This is a genomic window from Flavobacterium sp. (assembly GCF_050696275.1).
GTDB lineage: Bacteria > Bacteroidota > Bacteroidia > Flavobacteriales > Flavobacteriaceae > Flavobacterium.
The window spans coordinates 18,728-32,681 of record NZ_JBOGUT010000018.1; the positions used below are offsets into that span (position 1 = coordinate 18,728).

Here is a 13,954-nt window from a genome sequence, read left to right on the forward strand (position 1 = left end):
CGATTTGGATTAATTTTTCACAAAAAAATGGGGAATTTGGTATTGATTTATTGCTGTTGTTTTGTTTGTCGGACCAAAGCCTGGTTTAATCGTGCCCGGGCTTTGACCAACTTAATTAAGAGTGACTTTTTATGTCTGTGGAATGATTTTACAGAACACAGTATTTACTACTTATTTTCCCAACAGCAGAATATCATTAGCCACTATTTCGGTGACGTAACGTTTTATACCGTCTTTGTCGTCATAATTTCTGTGGGTTAATTTTCCTTCGATGGCAATTTCCTTTCCTTTGACTACAAATTTCTCGATAATCTCCGCAGTTTTTCCCCAGGCAGTTACCCTGTGCCATTCTGTTTGTTCTATTTTTTCTCCTTTTTCGTTGTAGTAAAAATCATTGGTAGCGATGGTGATATTGGCTACTTTTTTGCTGTTGATTGTTTTTACTTCAGGATCTTGTCCTACGTGACCAATTAGTTGTACTTTGTTTTTCATGGCATTCATGGCGTGTAAAATTAAAGGTTATTGTTATTTGTAAAATAGGTGCCGATTGTGTTTGTTTTCGACAGGACAAAGATGTATTGATTCACTGATTTTATTCGGTTGGTATGCATTTACTTTCGATTGTAATTATTTGTAACCGTTTGCAAATGGAAAATATTTGCTTATATTTGAGGAATTGGCAAATGATAAAAGAAGAAGAAATGAAAAACAATACTGATATAGAAAAATTAAAATTTCCTATTGGCCATTTTGATAGCCATTTGGAAGTTACAGCTGATCATTTGGAAAAATGGAAGGCTACTATTGCTGCTTTTCCGAATCAATTGAGAAATTTGGTCGCTTCTCTTTCGGTGGAAGAACTCAATTGGAAATACCGCCCCGAAGGCTGGACTGTTAAACAGGTAGTTCATCATTTGGCAGACAGTCACATGAACAGTATTATCCGTCTGAAACTCACACTGACTGAAAATGGACCTACAATCCGTCCGTATGAAGAATCGCTTTGGGCTCAGCTTTCGGATGGTCTGGACAATGATATTGAATCTTCTCTAAAAATTATTGAAGGGGTACATGTCCGTTGGTCACGACTATTGGATGGTCTTTCGGAAGAAGATTGGAACAAAATGTATTTTCATCCGCAACACCAGCGGTTGTTTTCAGTAAAAGAAAATCTTGGGATTTACGATTGGCATTGCAATCATCATTTGGCACATATCAAACAGGCATTATTGTATAAAGGAGTTTTTAATTTATAACCTATGAAAGAGTGTTTGGAATGCGGTGAAAAAATCATTGGCCGCGAAGATAAGAAGTTTTGCAGCGATGGCTGTCGTAATGCATATAACAACAAAATAAATAAAGACAGCACGAATCTTATGCGGAATATTAACAATAAACTGCGTAAGAATTACCGAATCCTGTCTGAGCTTAATCCGGATGGAAAGGCAAAAACTTCCAGAGCAAAACTGCTGGGAAAAGGTTTTGATTTTGATTTTTTTACTTCAATTTATCAAACCAAGACTGGGAATATCTATTACTTTTTGTACGACCAAGGTTATATGGCAATTGAAAATGACGGATTTGTACTGGTTAAAAAAGACAATTGATTGATATGGGGGAGAAGAATAAAAAGCGGGAAACAATTTCGATTTTAGGGTGCGGATGGCTTGGGTTGCCATTAGCGGAAAAATTAATTGCAGAAGGATTTTCGGTTAATGGATCAACAACTTCTACAGCCAAAATTCCAATTCTGGAGTCGGTAGGAATTACGGCTTTTTTAATTTCGGCAGGCGAAGATGAAGTACATGGAAACATAACAGATTTTCTTGCAGAATCTGAAATTTTAATCTTGGATATTCCTCCGAAATTGCGAGGAGAAAAGAAAGAGGATTTTGTTGTAAAGATAAAAAACCTGCTTCCGTACATTGAAAAATCAGGGATAAAGAAAGTGCTTTTTGTAAGTTCGATTTCCGTGTATGCCGACGAAAATGGCACTGTGACAGAGAATACAACTCCAAAACCCAATACAGAAAGCGGAAGACAACTTCTGGAAGTTGAAAAAATGCTTCAAAACAATCCGAATTTTAAAGCAACTGTGCTGCGCTTTGGCGGGCTGATTGGTGCCAATCGGAATCCGGTAAAATATTTGGCCGGAAAAGAAAATCTGGAAAACCCGGACGCACCCATAAATATGATTCATCTCGAGGATTGCATTGGAATTATTCTGAGAATTATTGAGAAGCACAGTTTTGGCGAAATTTTTAATGCAGTATCACCATTTCATCCCAGTCGTTCGGAATTTTACATCGGGAAAGCCACCGAAATGAATTTGGCTTTGCTTACTTTTGCGTCTGATAAATCTTCGGTTGGAAAATTAGTTTCGAGTGAAAAAATAGAGAAGGTTTTGAAATATTCATTCATTAAAAGCAAGCTGTAACGTGTTCAAAATCTCAAACCTGCGTCATTCAACAAAAAACAGATTGGAATCAATTGGTCTGCCTATGTTGGCTTTGTGTTGGGTCAGTTTTTTTTGGGGAACGACTTGGATAGCTTCCAAAGAAGGAGTAAAGCACATGCCGGCGCTACAATTAGCAGCCATCCGACAGTTTATAGGAGCTTCAATTTACATTGCTTTTTTTCTTTTCAAAAAAACAGCCTGGCCGAAAGGCAAGCAATGGAAAACCATTTTTATACTGAGCATTCTTAATTTTGTTTTAAGTAACGGATTAAGCACTTGGGGTGTGAAATACATTTCCAGTGGACTTGGAGCGATTATTGGAGCCGTTTTCCCTTTATGGATTGTTATCATTAGTTTTTTTAAAGGAGAGCGATTGTCAAAAGGTGCTGTTATTGGATTGTTGGTGAGCTTTGGAGGTGTTTGCTTGGTTTTTTATGATTATTTAGCAGATTTTCTGAAGCCTGATTTCCGTTTTGGAATTTTATTATCCTTAATCGCGACATTCACATGGGCTTTTGGAAGTATGTATACAAAGAAAAAAGCGGCAAGTTTTAATCCGTATTTCAGTTTGGGACTGCAAATGATGATTTCGAGTGTTTTATTATTTGCTTATACCGGAGCTACAGGAACATCAATTAGTGTTACCCAAATTCCTGCCGAATCCTGGTGGTCGATTGCCTATCTGGTGATTTTTGGTTCCGTATTTACTTTTATTGCTTTTATTTATGCGTTGCAGCATCTTCCTGCTGAAGTGAGCAGCGTTTATGCTTATATTAACCCGATTGTGGCCGTAATTTTAGGCTCTGTTATTTTCAATGAACCATTAACAATCATGATTATGATTGGCGGTGGTGTAACGTTGTCAGGTTTGTATCTGGTAAATAAAGCAATGGGGAAAAAATAAAAAAAGGCGCAATTTGCGCCTTTTTGATCTGTAATAATGAACTACCAAATTTTCACTCGGTTTTCCGGTTTTACATATAATTTATCTCCTTCTTTAATTCCGAATGCCTGGTAAAATGCATCAACATTTAATAGAGGTACATAAGCACGGTACATTCCAGGAGTATGTGGATCCGTTTTTACCTGGTTTTTAATTGCCTCATCTCTCATCTTCGAGCGCCAGATAGTAGCCCAGGAAATAAAGAAACGCTGTTCAGGAGTATAACCGTCAATCAATCCTGGATTTCCGGATTTCTTTAAAGCAATTTGTAATCCGTCATAAGCGGAGTTTATTCCACCTAAATCTCCAATATTTTCTCCCAAAGTAAATTTACCATCTACAAAAGTTCCCGGAAGCGGCTCTAAAGCGCTGTATTGAGCTGCAAATGCATCTCCAAGAGTTGTAAATTGTTTTAAATCTGCATCAGTCCACCAGTTTACTAAATTTCCTTCTGCATTGTAACGAGCACCGGAATCATCGAAACCATGCGAAATTTCGTGACCTATTACAGCTCCGATTCCACCGTAGTTTACTGCGTCGTCTGCTTTATAATCATAAAAAGGCGGTTGTAAAATAGCTGCCGGGAAAACAATTTCGTTGTAAGACGGATTGTAATAGGCATTTACTGTTTGAGGTGACATTCCCCAACGTGTCTTATCAACTGGTTTTTTCAAATCTTCAAGATCTTCGTCATAAGTCCATTTAGCTAAATTCTTCGCGTTCTCAAAATAGGTTCCGCCTTGTGCAATTCCTTTGATATCCAATTTAGAATAGTCTTTCCATTTGTCTGGGTAACCAATTTTTATAACTGATTTTCTCAGTTTGTCAACAGCGCCTTTTTTGGTTTCAGGAGTCATCCAGGTTAAATTGTTGATGCGATTTTCAAATGCTAAAAATACATTTTCAATCATTGCTTTTGCTTTTGCTTTTGCTTCGGCAGGGAATTTTTTCTCAACATATAATTTTCCCAAGGCTTCACCAACACTTCCGTTAACAATCTGTAATGCTCTTTCATCTCTTGGACGTTGTTTTAAGGCACCTTGCAATGTTTTGCTGTAGAATTCCCAGCTTGCTGTTTCGATATCGGTGGTTAAAACTCCGGTTGACTGATTAAGTAATGTCCAACGCATGTAAGCTTTCCAGTCTTCTATTTTGTTAGCTTTGAAAATACCTTCTAAAGCAGTCATGTATTTTGGTTGTGAAACGATAATAGAATCGATTTTTCCAATTCTAATTCCTTCAAAATATTCTTTCCAATTTACAGATGGTGTTAATTTTTGTAAATCAGCTACCGTCATCGGATTGTATGTTTTTCTACGGTCACGGCGTTCTACTCTGTCTAATCTTGGTTTAGCCATTTCTATCTCCAATGCCAGGATTTTTTCCGCATGACTTTTGGCATCAGCAGGTTTTTCTCCTAAAAACTGAAGCATTCTGGTTACGTGTGCGACATATTTCTCCCTCTTTTCTTTCGAATCTTTTTCGTCTGAAACATAATAATCTCTGTCAGGTAATCCTAAACTTCCCGTACCAATGTTAACTACGTTTCTGTTACTGTTTTTAGCATCCGGACCGATGCCAACACCGTAAAAGCCTAAACCGCCTCCTTCTGCTTCAATTTCAATCAATAATTTATTTACATCCTGAATGGTTTTTACAGCATTGATTTTTGCCAGATACGGTTTTAAAGGTGTAATTCCCAACTTGTTTCTGGAAATGGTATCCATATATGTTTTGTAAACATTTACCGCTTTTGCCTGATCTGATTTTGGATCCAGTTTTGGATTGGCTGCTGCTTCTTTCAAAATAGCTAAAGCATCGTTATCTGTAGCCTGACGCAGTTCGTCAAAGCTTCCCCAACGTACTCTGTCTGCTGGAATTTGGGTTTTATCAAACCATGTTCCGTTTACAAATTTGAAAAAATCGTCTCCCGGTTTTACCGATTTATCCATCAAATCCAGATTGATTCCCGGATTTTTCTTTGCCTGTTGGGCCGTGACAGTTAAGCTAAAAAGCGAAAAGACCGCCAGCGAACCCGCTGTTATAATGTTCTTTTTCATTGTTACTATTAGTTTTATCGTGTTTTGGTTTAAGAGTATAAGTGTTTTTAAAGTAAAAAATGTTACAAGCTTTTTCAAATTTATAAATATTCCGAAACGAAACTTTTTTTTTAACATTTTGTATTACTGGGCTTTTTGCCGTTTTTTAGATTGGAATTGTACCTTTGCAAAAATAAATTTCCATGTTGAATTTTTTAAGAAGATTTAAGACCCTTTTCATTGTACTCTCTATATTGTCGGTTGTTATCATAGCCTCGTTTTATTTGGTTTTAAAACCAGCCAAATCACTTCCTGTTTACACACCTTCAATGGTAAATCCTGAATTGGTTGACACCACGATTCAATATGTGGCCAATAATCATTTTATAGCTGATTTTGCTTTTACCAACCAGAATGGAAAATTAATTACCCAAAAAGAGTATGAAGGTAAGGTATATGTGGCTGATTTCTTTTTTACCACTTGCCAGAGTATTTGTCCTATGATGACAGATAATATGGTTTGGTTGCAGGATCAAATTAAAAACAATCCGAAGGTCATGTTGCTTTCACATTCTGTTACACCTGATATTGACAGTGTTTCGGTTTTGAAAGCATATGCTGAAAAAAAAGGAGTTATCGATGCTAAATGGAATCTTGTTACCGGAAATAAAAAAGATATTTACTACATCGCCCGAAAATCATATCTGGCTGTCAAAACCGGAAAACCTGAAGAAATGTACGATATGGTTCATACTGAAAACTTTGTTTTGGTTGACCAGAAAAAGAGGGTAAGGGGCTTTTATGACGGAACCAAATTGGAAGAGGTAAAAAAGCTGCTTGAAGACATTAATTTTCTTTGCGAAAACCATTAATCTTTCGTAAAATTAGGTTTGTCATTTTTTATGGCTAATTTTGCAATCTTAATTCAATCTAAATAAGTGAAAGTTAGTTTAGCTAAATTACAAATAGGTCAAAAAGGGATTATTCAGGATTTTAATATTGATTTAATTCCTTTAAAATTGCTGGAAATGGGATGTTTGCCTGGGAATGAAGTGCAGCTGTTGCAGATTGCGCCTTTTGGTGATCCTTTGTATTTGAATGTTAATGACTCTTATCTTGCCATCCGATTGGAAACAGCTTCAGGCATTCAAGTTGAAATTCCTAACGAAAAAATCTAATAATGAAAGTTGGGAATATCAATATTGCCTTAATTGGAAATCCAAATACCGGGAAAACGTCTGTTTTTAATCAACTGACAGGGTTGAACCAACAAGTAGGAAACTATCCTGGAATTACGGTTGAAAAGAAGGTTGGCGTCTGTAAATTGGCTTCAAACCTTAAAGCAACCATTCTGGATTTGCCGGGAACCTATAGTTTAAATGCCAGTTCTCTTGATGAAAATGTGGTCATTGAATTGTTACTGAATAAGAATGACAAAGACTATCCGGATGTTGCCATCGTGGTGACTGAAGTGGAGAACCTAAAACGGAATTTACTCCTTTTTACTCAAATTAAAGACTTGGAAATACCGACCATTCTGGTGATTAATATGTCGGACAGGATGAGTTATAAAGGGATTTCACTCGATATTCCCTATTTGGAAAAACAGCTGAAAACGAAAATTGCTTTGGTCAGTTCCCGAAAAGGAAAAGGAATTGAAGAGTTGAAAAACCTTATTATCAATTACAAAAATATCCCAACTGAACCTTCTTTGAATGCTTCGAGTATTGATGTTACTTATTTTGACAGTTTACGGAAAGCTTTCCCAAATCAATCGTTATATAAATTATGGCTGGTGATTACGCAAGACGTTAATTTCGCCAACCTAAACAGAAACGAGCTGCATAATTCTTCTTTTGCGAAATCAAAAGATGAGCTGAAAAGACTGCAGCAAAAAGAAACCATCAAGCGCTATCAGTTTATTAACAATGTGCTGAAAGAAGGTCAAAAAATAGATTTGGCTTCGGCCAAAGATCTACGCAGCAAACTAGACAGAATTTTAATTCACAAAGTTTTCGGGTATGTTATTTTCTTCCTGATTTTGATGCTGATATTCCAATCTATTTTTGATTGGTCCAGTATCCCGATGGATTTTATTGACACTTCATTTGTCTCTCTAAGTTCATGGGCAGAATCTGTTTTGCCAGTCGGAGTTCTGACAAATCTGATTGTTCAGGGAATTATACCGGGACTGGGAGGGATTATTATTTTTATACCGCAAATTGCATTCTTATTTTTATTCATATCTATATTGGAAGAAAGCGGCTACATGAGCCGTGTCGTTTTCCTGATGGATAAAACGATGCGTAAATTCGGTCTGTCAGGCAAAAGTGTTGTACCATTGATTTCGGGAACGGCCTGTGCTATTCCGGCTATTATGGCTACCAGAAATATCGAAAACTGGAAAGAAAGGCTGATCACAATTTTAGTAACGCCTTTTACCACCTGCTCTGCCCGATTACCGGTCTATGCCATTATTATTTCGCTGATAATTCCTAACAAACGAATTTTCGGTATCTTCAATTTACAAGGATTAACACTCATGTTATTGTATCTGCTGGGTTTTGGAATGGCTTTATTTTCTGCTTGGATTTTGCATAAGATTTTAAAAATAAAGTCAAAAACATATTTTGTGGTAGAAATGCCTAATTATAAACTCCCGATGATTAAAAACGTAGGGATTAATGTGATTGAAAAAACAAAATCGTTTGTTTTCGGTGCAGGAAAAATGATTTTAGCTATTTCTATCGTGTTGTGGTTTCTGGCATCGTACGGACCTGGAGAAAATTTCAAGAATGCAGATCAAATTGTTGCCAGAGAAAATATTTCAGGTGAAAACTTAGAAGGTAAAATAGCATCATACAAATTGGAGAATTCCTATATAGGTTTATTAGGAAAATCAATAGAACCGGTTATATCGCCTTTAGGATATGACTGGAAAATAGGGATTGCAATTGTTTCTTCATTTGCCGCTCGTGAGGTATTTGTGGGAACTTTGTCGACGATATACAGTATTCAGGATTCAGATGATCAAGACACAACAATAAAAAATAAACTTGCTGCCGAAGTGCATCCTGTCACGGGTGAAAAGTTATTTAATTTTGCTTCCGGAGTTTCTTTATTATTGTTTTATGCTTTTGCAATGCAATGTATGAGTACCTTGGCAGTAACCAAAAAAGAAACCAATTCTTGGAAATGGCCTGTGATTCAGCTTGTTTTCATGAGTGGGTTTGCTTATACTGTGGCGTTAATTGCCTATCAGATTTTAAAATAACAAATAAATTTACGCTAAATCAGGATGAAAAAATACGGTTATCTAATTCTTTTATTTGTTTTTAGCTCTACACTTTATTGTCAGAATAAAACTGAAAAATCCAAAAAAGAACTTAACTCAAACTCGTCGTCAAGCAGTTCGTCGACTACAACTTCCAGATCTTCTGGTTCAGATAATGGTGAAGAACTTGGTTTAGCTGCTGAATTGTTTTTAAACATAGGATTAGGAGTTTTTAAATATGGATTAATTGGAGATTATACTATGGAAGATCATTTGTATAATAAAGTTTCAGAATATCCTTTTTACAACAATAAATCAGGAAATTACGATGGATGTGATACCGTTGTTGTTGAGAAGAATAAATTCAGAATTGATTTTGAAGATAAATTTTTATACAGCAATAACGATTTATTTGGGAATCATATAAATCTGAAAATCAGGCCTTTTCAATATTTTTACCTTCAAGCAGATTTTAGATTAATAGTGGAAATCAACAGAATTGATGCTACTAATAACAGCCTGTCCTTGTCTCATTTCAATTTATGCTATGACAGAGTCCGTACGGGGAAATTTGATTTCGGATGGAGCTTAGGAGCTTCCTATGTGGGAAATGAAGTAAAGAAAGGAGGCTTTTCGTATGGATTGTCTGCCAATTACTTTATGACTAAAAATTTTAGTTTTTCCGGAAGTGCAAAATGGAGCAAAATTAACGGACATCCTGTTAATGCGTTTGAAATTGAAGGAAAACTTCATCGCAAAAAATGCTTTTTCACAGGCGGATTTGAGCATTTGAAAATTGCTACGCCAACCTATAATTTTATCTCGCTGGGTGGCGGAATTTATTTATAACTTTGTAAAATGAACATTCAGGAAATTATCGCATTTTCATTATTAGGTGTTGCAGTTTATTTTCTGTACAGGAAATTCTTTGGAAAAAAGAAATCTAAAAAAAATTGCGGAAACACAGATTGCGGTTGCAGCTAATACTAATAAATTAGCAGGATGTGATAATCTTCCGGCTTAATTTGAACTCCCTCTTTAGGATACGGTAAAACGCTGGTTTCTTTTAGACTTTTATTGGTTTGAGGCAGATGTTGGGTAAACCACTTATTTACATCATCCATCGAATTTTGGTTTATGACAAATTGCACCTGCTCAATCTTTTTTTTATTTTCGTAAGCAGCAACGACAATCGTTACTTCACCTGCCCAGATACACTGAACGCCTTCCGGGCATCTGGAATCTTCTATAACTTTTACCAGCACAATTTCTTTTTCGGATTTAGAATCCAGTTTCTGATTGATTTCGGTGCTGTCTTTTTGAACCGAACAACCACTTAGAAGAAAAAGTGAACTACAAAGACTGAAGAATAGATTTTTCATTTTTGCTTTTCATTTGAATCAATCAAAAATACGATCTTTTAGTTGGATTTTTTTACAAAAAGATTGGCTGCAATTTTATTTGATATGGTAAGTTCCTTACTGTCTACTTTTATTTTTAGAGATAAATCGAAGCTTTCTTTAGATAAAATTTCAACTTTAGACCCTAAGGCAATTCCCTGTTTATCCAGGTATTTTAAAAAATCTGAAGAAGTGTCTTTTACTCCCACACAAATTCCGATTTGGTTTTCTATGAGTTCGGAAAGCAGTTGTTTTTCGATTTTTACAATTTGCCCGTTTGCATTCGGAATTGGATCGCCGTGAGGATCTTCTGTTGGGAAATTAAGATATTCATCCAATTTGTTAATCAGTTTTTCGGATTTAATATGTTCCAATTGTTCCGCAATATCATGTACTTCATCCCAAGGAAAATTTAATTTATCCACTAAAAAAACTTCCCATAAACGGTGCTTTCTTACAATCATTTTTGCCGAATGCAATCCTTTTTCAGTTAAAGAAACGCCTTGGTATTTTTTATAGTTAATCAAGTCCTTTTCAGATAATTTTTTAAGCATATCAGTTACTGAAGAGGCTTTGGTTTCCATTCTTTCTGCAATAGCATTGGTACTGATTTCCGAATCCAGCAGGTTGGTTAAATGGTATATTGTTTTCAGGTAATTTTCTTCAGAAAAAGTCATGTCTTATTTTTTAACAATAAATAAAGGAATCGAAATTTTATGACGCAATTTATCGACGGTAGTTCCAAAAAGCAAATCTTTTATACCGGTATGACCATGTGTTCCCATAACAAGGATGTCAAAAGTTCCTTCATTGATGATTTGAGGGATTACTTTGGTAGGTTTTCCAAAGCCTAGTTTTGTTGTTACATTAAACCCTTTTTCTGAAAGCATTGTTTTGTATTCTTCCAGGAGCTTTTCATCAATGGTAGTTTCGCAATCGTCAATGTCATCACCATATATCATGGCTCCAATGGTCTCCACTACGTGAATTAAAGTGTATTGCGCTTCTTTTCCGCCTAATTCAAAGGCATTGTTTATTGCAGCTTCATCAGCACTTGAGAAATCAACAGATATGGCAACGTTTTTTTTACTGTACACACCGGATGGTGAAAATTGTAATTTTAAATGATGCGGAGAGTGGTTTAAAACGTCTGTTTTTGCTTTTGAAATAAACGGTTTAAAGACAATATAAAGTAATAAAATCAGAAAACTTATAGCTAAAGGAACAACAGTAAGCCATAAAATAAGAGGGTTTTCAGAACTTTCCAGAAGCCCGGCGATTTCAGAATAAACTAATTTAGCATTCAACGAAACAATGATAATCGCAATTAACCAAGCAGCAACCTGCGTTGTTTTACTAATATGAAATCCTTTCATTTTGGTCTTATCACTCACAAAATGAATCAGCGGAATGATGGCAAACCCCAATTGCAAACTTAAAATAACCTGGCTTAAAATCAGCATTTTTCCGGTTACGCTTTCGCCAAAAATAGAAATCACAATAACGGCAGGAACAATAGCAATTAATCGTGTGATGATTCGGCGAACCCAAGGCTGGATACGTAAATTCAAATAACCTTCCATAATAATCTGTCCGGCGAGAGTTCCTGTTACTGTTGAGCTTTGTCCAGCTGCAATTAAAGCAACAGCAAATAAAATGGGCGCCCATTTTGTTCCTAATAATGGAGCAAGTAAACGATGTGCGTCCTGAATTTCGGCAACTTCAAAATAGCCGTTTTTATGAAATGTGGCTGCTGCCAAAATAAGAATTGCCGCATTCACAAAGAAAGCAAAGTTTAAGGCAATGGTCGAATCGATGAAATTGTATTTCAAAGCCTGCTTGATTCCTGCTTTGCTTCTGTCAAATTTTCTGGTTTGAACCAAAGAAGAATGCAGGTATAAATTATGTGGCATTACGGTGGCACCGATGATTCCGATGGCGATATACAAAGCTGTGTCATTCGGTAGTGTTGGAATTAAACCGGTTATGACTTTACCCATTTCCGGTTGGGCAAAAATCATTTCAAAAATGAAAGAAATGCCCACAATCAAAACTAATGAGATGATAAAAGCTTCCATTTTCCGAATTCCTTTATTGATAAGGAAAAGCAATAGAAAAGTATCTAAGACCGTAATTGCGACACCTTGAATAAGTGAAATGTCGAAAAGAAGATTTAATCCAATCGCCATTCCTAAAACTTCAGCCAGATCACAGGCAGCAATAGCAATTTCGGCTAAAAAATACAGTATGTAATTGATAAAAGGCGAGTAGGTTTCTCGTGAAGCCTGTGCTAAATCTCGCTGGGTAACGATTCCTAATCTGGCACTCAGACTTTGAAGAAGCAAAGCCATGATATTACTCATTAACAATACCCAAATTAAAGTGTAACCAAACTGACTGCCTCCGGCCAAATCAGTTGCCCAATTTCCCGGATCCATATAACCTACACTCACTAAATAAGCCGGGCCAAAAAAAGCTAATATCTTCCTGAAAATCGTGGTTTTATTCTGTGCTGAAACCGATTGATGTACTTCTTCTAACGATTTACTCATGATAAAAAAATTAATTAGCGCAAATATAATTAATTTTTTTTGTCGCATATGAATATATTTTTTAGTTTTGTCTAAAATTTAAATTCTATAAATGAAAACTTTAAGATTATTATTATATTTCTCTCTTATTGTGTCAGTTGGGTCGTTAATTTCCTGCGAAGCTTCCTATGTTGATGTGCCAAATGATGACGAGGTCTTAGACGGAACAATAGACGGTTTATCTTCGGAACAATTAGCGCGGTTCTTAAAAGGTGACGTGGCTTTTAATGAAGTTTTTACTCGTGAAACCGGTTTGGGATCTACTTTCGTGTCAACAAGTTGTATTAGTTGTCATGCAGGTGATGGGAAAGGACATCCTTTTACTACATTAACCCGTTTCGGACAAATTGATGAAACAGGAAATCTGTTTTTAAATCAAGGTGGACCGCAATTGCAAAATAAAGCTTTGCCTGGATTTATGCCTGAACAAATTCCGTTTGGAGCTACTTTTTCAAAGTTTACACCGCCGTCTAATACGGGTTTAGGGTTTTTACAGTATGTTCCAGATGCGGCTATCCTAGCTATGGCTGATCCTAATGATTCGGATGGAGATGGGATTTCAGGAGTGCCAAACTGGGTTTCAATGCCTTCTTATATTAATGATGAAGGAGCTATTTCTCAGGGAGGAAAATATATTGGACGATTTGGGAAAAAAGCGGCAGCTTTCAATTTATTGCATCAAACGGTAAATGCTTACAATCAGGACATCGGTATTACTTCGGTTTATAACCCAATCGATGTGTATACAAATGAAGAAATTGATCCGGAAATAGCAACAAGTACGGTTAATGATGTCGTGTTTTATCTCAAAACATTAAAGGCACCTATACAGCGTAATGCAGATGATGCAGAGGTAGTTCGTGGAAAAACGTTATTCAGTCAGATTAATTGTATTGGTTGTCATAAATCAGAATTAAGTACAGGATATTCTCCAATTAATGGATTGTCTTTCAAGTCGTTTTCGCCATATACAGATCTTCTTTTGCATGATATGGGAGCTGGTTTAGACGATGGTTATACAGAAGGAGTGGCCAAAACATACGAATGGAAAACACCGCCGTTATGGGGCTTGGGGCTTTCCGGAAATTCTCAGGGTGGTGGTTATTTTTTAATGCATGATGGAAGAGCCAAAAGCATAGAAGAAGCCATTTCTATGCATGGAGGCGAAGCAACCAATAGTAAAACTGCATTTCATAATTTGTCGCAGGATGACAAAAATGCAGTAATCAGATTCTTAAAATCGTTGTAA

Annotated in this window: 14 protein-coding genes; 9 read left to right on the forward strand and 5 right to left on the reverse strand. The window is 36.2% G+C overall.

The features are described 5' to 3' along the window. Positions 1 to 171: 171 nt before the first annotated feature. The gene (locus tag ACRDEC_RS10380; RefSeq protein ID WP_431498320.1) at positions 172 to 492 is read right to left on the reverse strand and encodes a single-stranded DNA-binding protein; all 321 of its coding nucleotides are present in this window, start codon (positions 490 to 492) and stop codon (positions 172 to 174) included. Positions 493 to 701: 209 nt separating this feature from the next. Between ACRDEC_RS10380 and ACRDEC_RS10385 the strand changes: the two genes are divergently transcribed. The 4 genes from ACRDEC_RS10385 (at position 702) to ACRDEC_RS10400 (ending at position 3,362) form a co-directional block, all read left to right on the forward strand. Continuing rightward, a complete protein-coding gene (locus tag ACRDEC_RS10385; RefSeq protein WP_431498269.1) occupies positions 702 to 1,256 on the forward strand; it encodes a YfiT family bacillithiol transferase in 555 nt (184 codons plus the stop codon). Positions 1,257 to 1,259: 3 nt separating this feature from the next. Further along, positions 1,260 to 1,607, forward strand: a complete 348-nt coding sequence (locus tag ACRDEC_RS10390) for a hypothetical protein (protein WP_431498270.1) — start codon at positions 1,260 to 1,262, stop codon at positions 1,605 to 1,607. Between the two features lie 5 nt (positions 1,608 to 1,612). Continuing rightward, positions 1,613 to 2,437, forward strand: a complete 825-nt coding sequence (locus ACRDEC_RS10395; protein ID WP_431498271.1) for an SDR family oxidoreductase — start codon at positions 1,613 to 1,615, stop codon at positions 2,435 to 2,437. Between the two features lie 64 nt (positions 2,438 to 2,501). Continuing rightward, positions 2,502 to 3,362, forward strand: a complete 861-nt coding sequence (locus tag ACRDEC_RS10400; RefSeq protein WP_431498321.1) for a DMT family transporter — start codon at positions 2,502 to 2,504, stop codon at positions 3,360 to 3,362. A 41-nt stretch (positions 3,363 to 3,403) separates the two neighbouring features. Here the strand turns inward: ACRDEC_RS10400 and ACRDEC_RS10405 are convergent, their stop codons facing one another. Next, a complete protein-coding gene (locus tag ACRDEC_RS10405) occupies positions 3,404 to 5,461 on the reverse strand; it encodes a M13 family metallopeptidase (protein ID WP_431498272.1) in 2,058 nt (685 codons plus the stop codon). 182 nt (positions 5,462 to 5,643) lie between these two features. On the opposite strand from ACRDEC_RS10405, the gene ACRDEC_RS10410 reads away from it, so the two are divergent. The 4 genes from ACRDEC_RS10410 to ACRDEC_RS10425 all read left to right on the forward strand — a co-directional run bounded on the left by ACRDEC_RS10410 (position 5,644) and on the right by ACRDEC_RS10425 (position 9,563). Next, a complete protein-coding gene (locus ACRDEC_RS10410) occupies positions 5,644 to 6,312 on the forward strand; it encodes an SCO family protein (RefSeq protein WP_431498273.1) in 669 nt (222 codons plus the stop codon). A 66-nt stretch (positions 6,313 to 6,378) separates the two neighbouring features. Next, positions 6,379 to 6,618, forward strand: coding sequence for a FeoA family protein (locus ACRDEC_RS10415; protein WP_431498274.1), 240 nt, complete (start codon positions 6,379 to 6,381; stop codon positions 6,616 to 6,618). Positions 6,619 to 6,620: 2 nt separating this feature from the next. After that, entirely contained in the window at positions 6,621 to 8,714 is a 2,094-nt protein-coding gene (gene feoB, locus ACRDEC_RS10420) for a ferrous iron transport protein B (RefSeq protein WP_431498275.1), read from the forward strand. Positions 8,715 to 8,738: 24 nt separating this feature from the next. Then, the gene (locus ACRDEC_RS10425; protein ID WP_431498276.1) at positions 8,739 to 9,563 is read left to right on the forward strand and encodes a hypothetical protein; all 825 of its coding nucleotides are present in this window, start codon (positions 8,739 to 8,741) and stop codon (positions 9,561 to 9,563) included. A 137-nt stretch (positions 9,564 to 9,700) separates the two neighbouring features. Here ACRDEC_RS10425 and ACRDEC_RS10430 read toward each other — a convergent pair whose 3' ends face one another. The 3 genes from ACRDEC_RS10430 to ACRDEC_RS10440 are packed head-to-tail and all read right to left on the reverse strand — an operon-like array spanning position 9,701 to position 12,666. After that, complete coding sequence (locus ACRDEC_RS10430) at positions 9,701 to 10,096, reverse strand: hypothetical protein (RefSeq protein WP_431498277.1); 396 nt, start codon at positions 10,094 to 10,096, stop codon at positions 9,701 to 9,703. Between the two features lie 38 nt (positions 10,097 to 10,134). After that, positions 10,135 to 10,791, reverse strand: a complete 657-nt coding sequence (locus ACRDEC_RS10435) for a metal-dependent transcriptional regulator (protein WP_431498278.1) — start codon at positions 10,789 to 10,791, stop codon at positions 10,135 to 10,137. Between the two features lie 3 nt (positions 10,792 to 10,794). After that, positions 10,795 to 12,666: an Nramp family divalent metal transporter gene (locus ACRDEC_RS10440; RefSeq protein ID WP_431498279.1), complete on the reverse strand. Its 1,872-nt coding sequence runs from the start codon at positions 12,664 to 12,666 to the stop codon at positions 10,795 to 10,797. Positions 12,667 to 12,757: 91 nt separating this feature from the next. On the opposite strand from ACRDEC_RS10440, the gene ACRDEC_RS10445 reads away from it, so the two are divergent. After that, positions 12,758 to 13,954: a di-heme oxidoredictase family protein gene (locus ACRDEC_RS10445; RefSeq protein ID WP_431498280.1), complete on the forward strand. Its 1,197-nt coding sequence runs from the start codon at positions 12,758 to 12,760 to the stop codon at positions 13,952 to 13,954.

Excerpts from the sequence above, each read along its gene's own strand:
- ACRDEC_RS10380 (WP_431498320.1), bottom strand. The coding sequence starts at position 492 with ATGAAAAACAAAGTACAACTAATTGGTCACGTAGGACAAGATCCTGAA.
- ACRDEC_RS10385 (WP_431498269.1), top strand. The coding sequence starts at position 702 with ATGAAAAACAATACTGATATAGAAAAATTAAAATTTCCTATTGGCCAT.
- ACRDEC_RS10390 (WP_431498270.1), top strand. The coding sequence starts at position 1,260 with ATGAAAGAGTGTTTGGAATGCGGTGAAAAAATCATTGGCCGCGAAGAT.
- ACRDEC_RS10395 (WP_431498271.1), top strand. The coding sequence starts at position 1,613 with ATGGGGGAGAAGAATAAAAAGCGGGAAACAATTTCGATTTTAGGGTGC.
- ACRDEC_RS10400 (WP_431498321.1), top strand. The coding sequence starts at position 2,502 with ATGTTGGCTTTGTGTTGGGTCAGTTTTTTTTGGGGAACGACTTGGATA.
- ACRDEC_RS10405 (WP_431498272.1), bottom strand. The coding sequence starts at position 5,461 with ATGAAAAAGAACATTATAACAGCGGGTTCGCTGGCGGTCTTTTCGCTT.
- ACRDEC_RS10410 (WP_431498273.1), top strand. The coding sequence starts at position 5,644 with ATGTTGAATTTTTTAAGAAGATTTAAGACCCTTTTCATTGTACTCTCT.
- feoB (WP_431498275.1), top strand. The coding sequence starts at position 6,621 with ATGAAAGTTGGGAATATCAATATTGCCTTAATTGGAAATCCAAATACC.
- ACRDEC_RS10425 (WP_431498276.1), top strand. The coding sequence starts at position 8,739 with ATGAAAAAATACGGTTATCTAATTCTTTTATTTGTTTTTAGCTCTACA.
- ACRDEC_RS10430 (WP_431498277.1), bottom strand. The coding sequence starts at position 10,096 with ATGAAAAATCTATTCTTCAGTCTTTGTAGTTCACTTTTTCTTCTAAGT.
- ACRDEC_RS10435 (WP_431498278.1), bottom strand. The coding sequence starts at position 10,791 with ATGACTTTTTCTGAAGAAAATTACCTGAAAACAATATACCATTTAACC.
- ACRDEC_RS10440 (WP_431498279.1), bottom strand. The coding sequence starts at position 12,666 with ATGAGTAAATCGTTAGAAGAAGTACATCAATCGGTTTCAGCACAGAAT.
- ACRDEC_RS10445 (WP_431498280.1), top strand. The coding sequence starts at position 12,758 with ATGAAAACTTTAAGATTATTATTATATTTCTCTCTTATTGTGTCAGTT.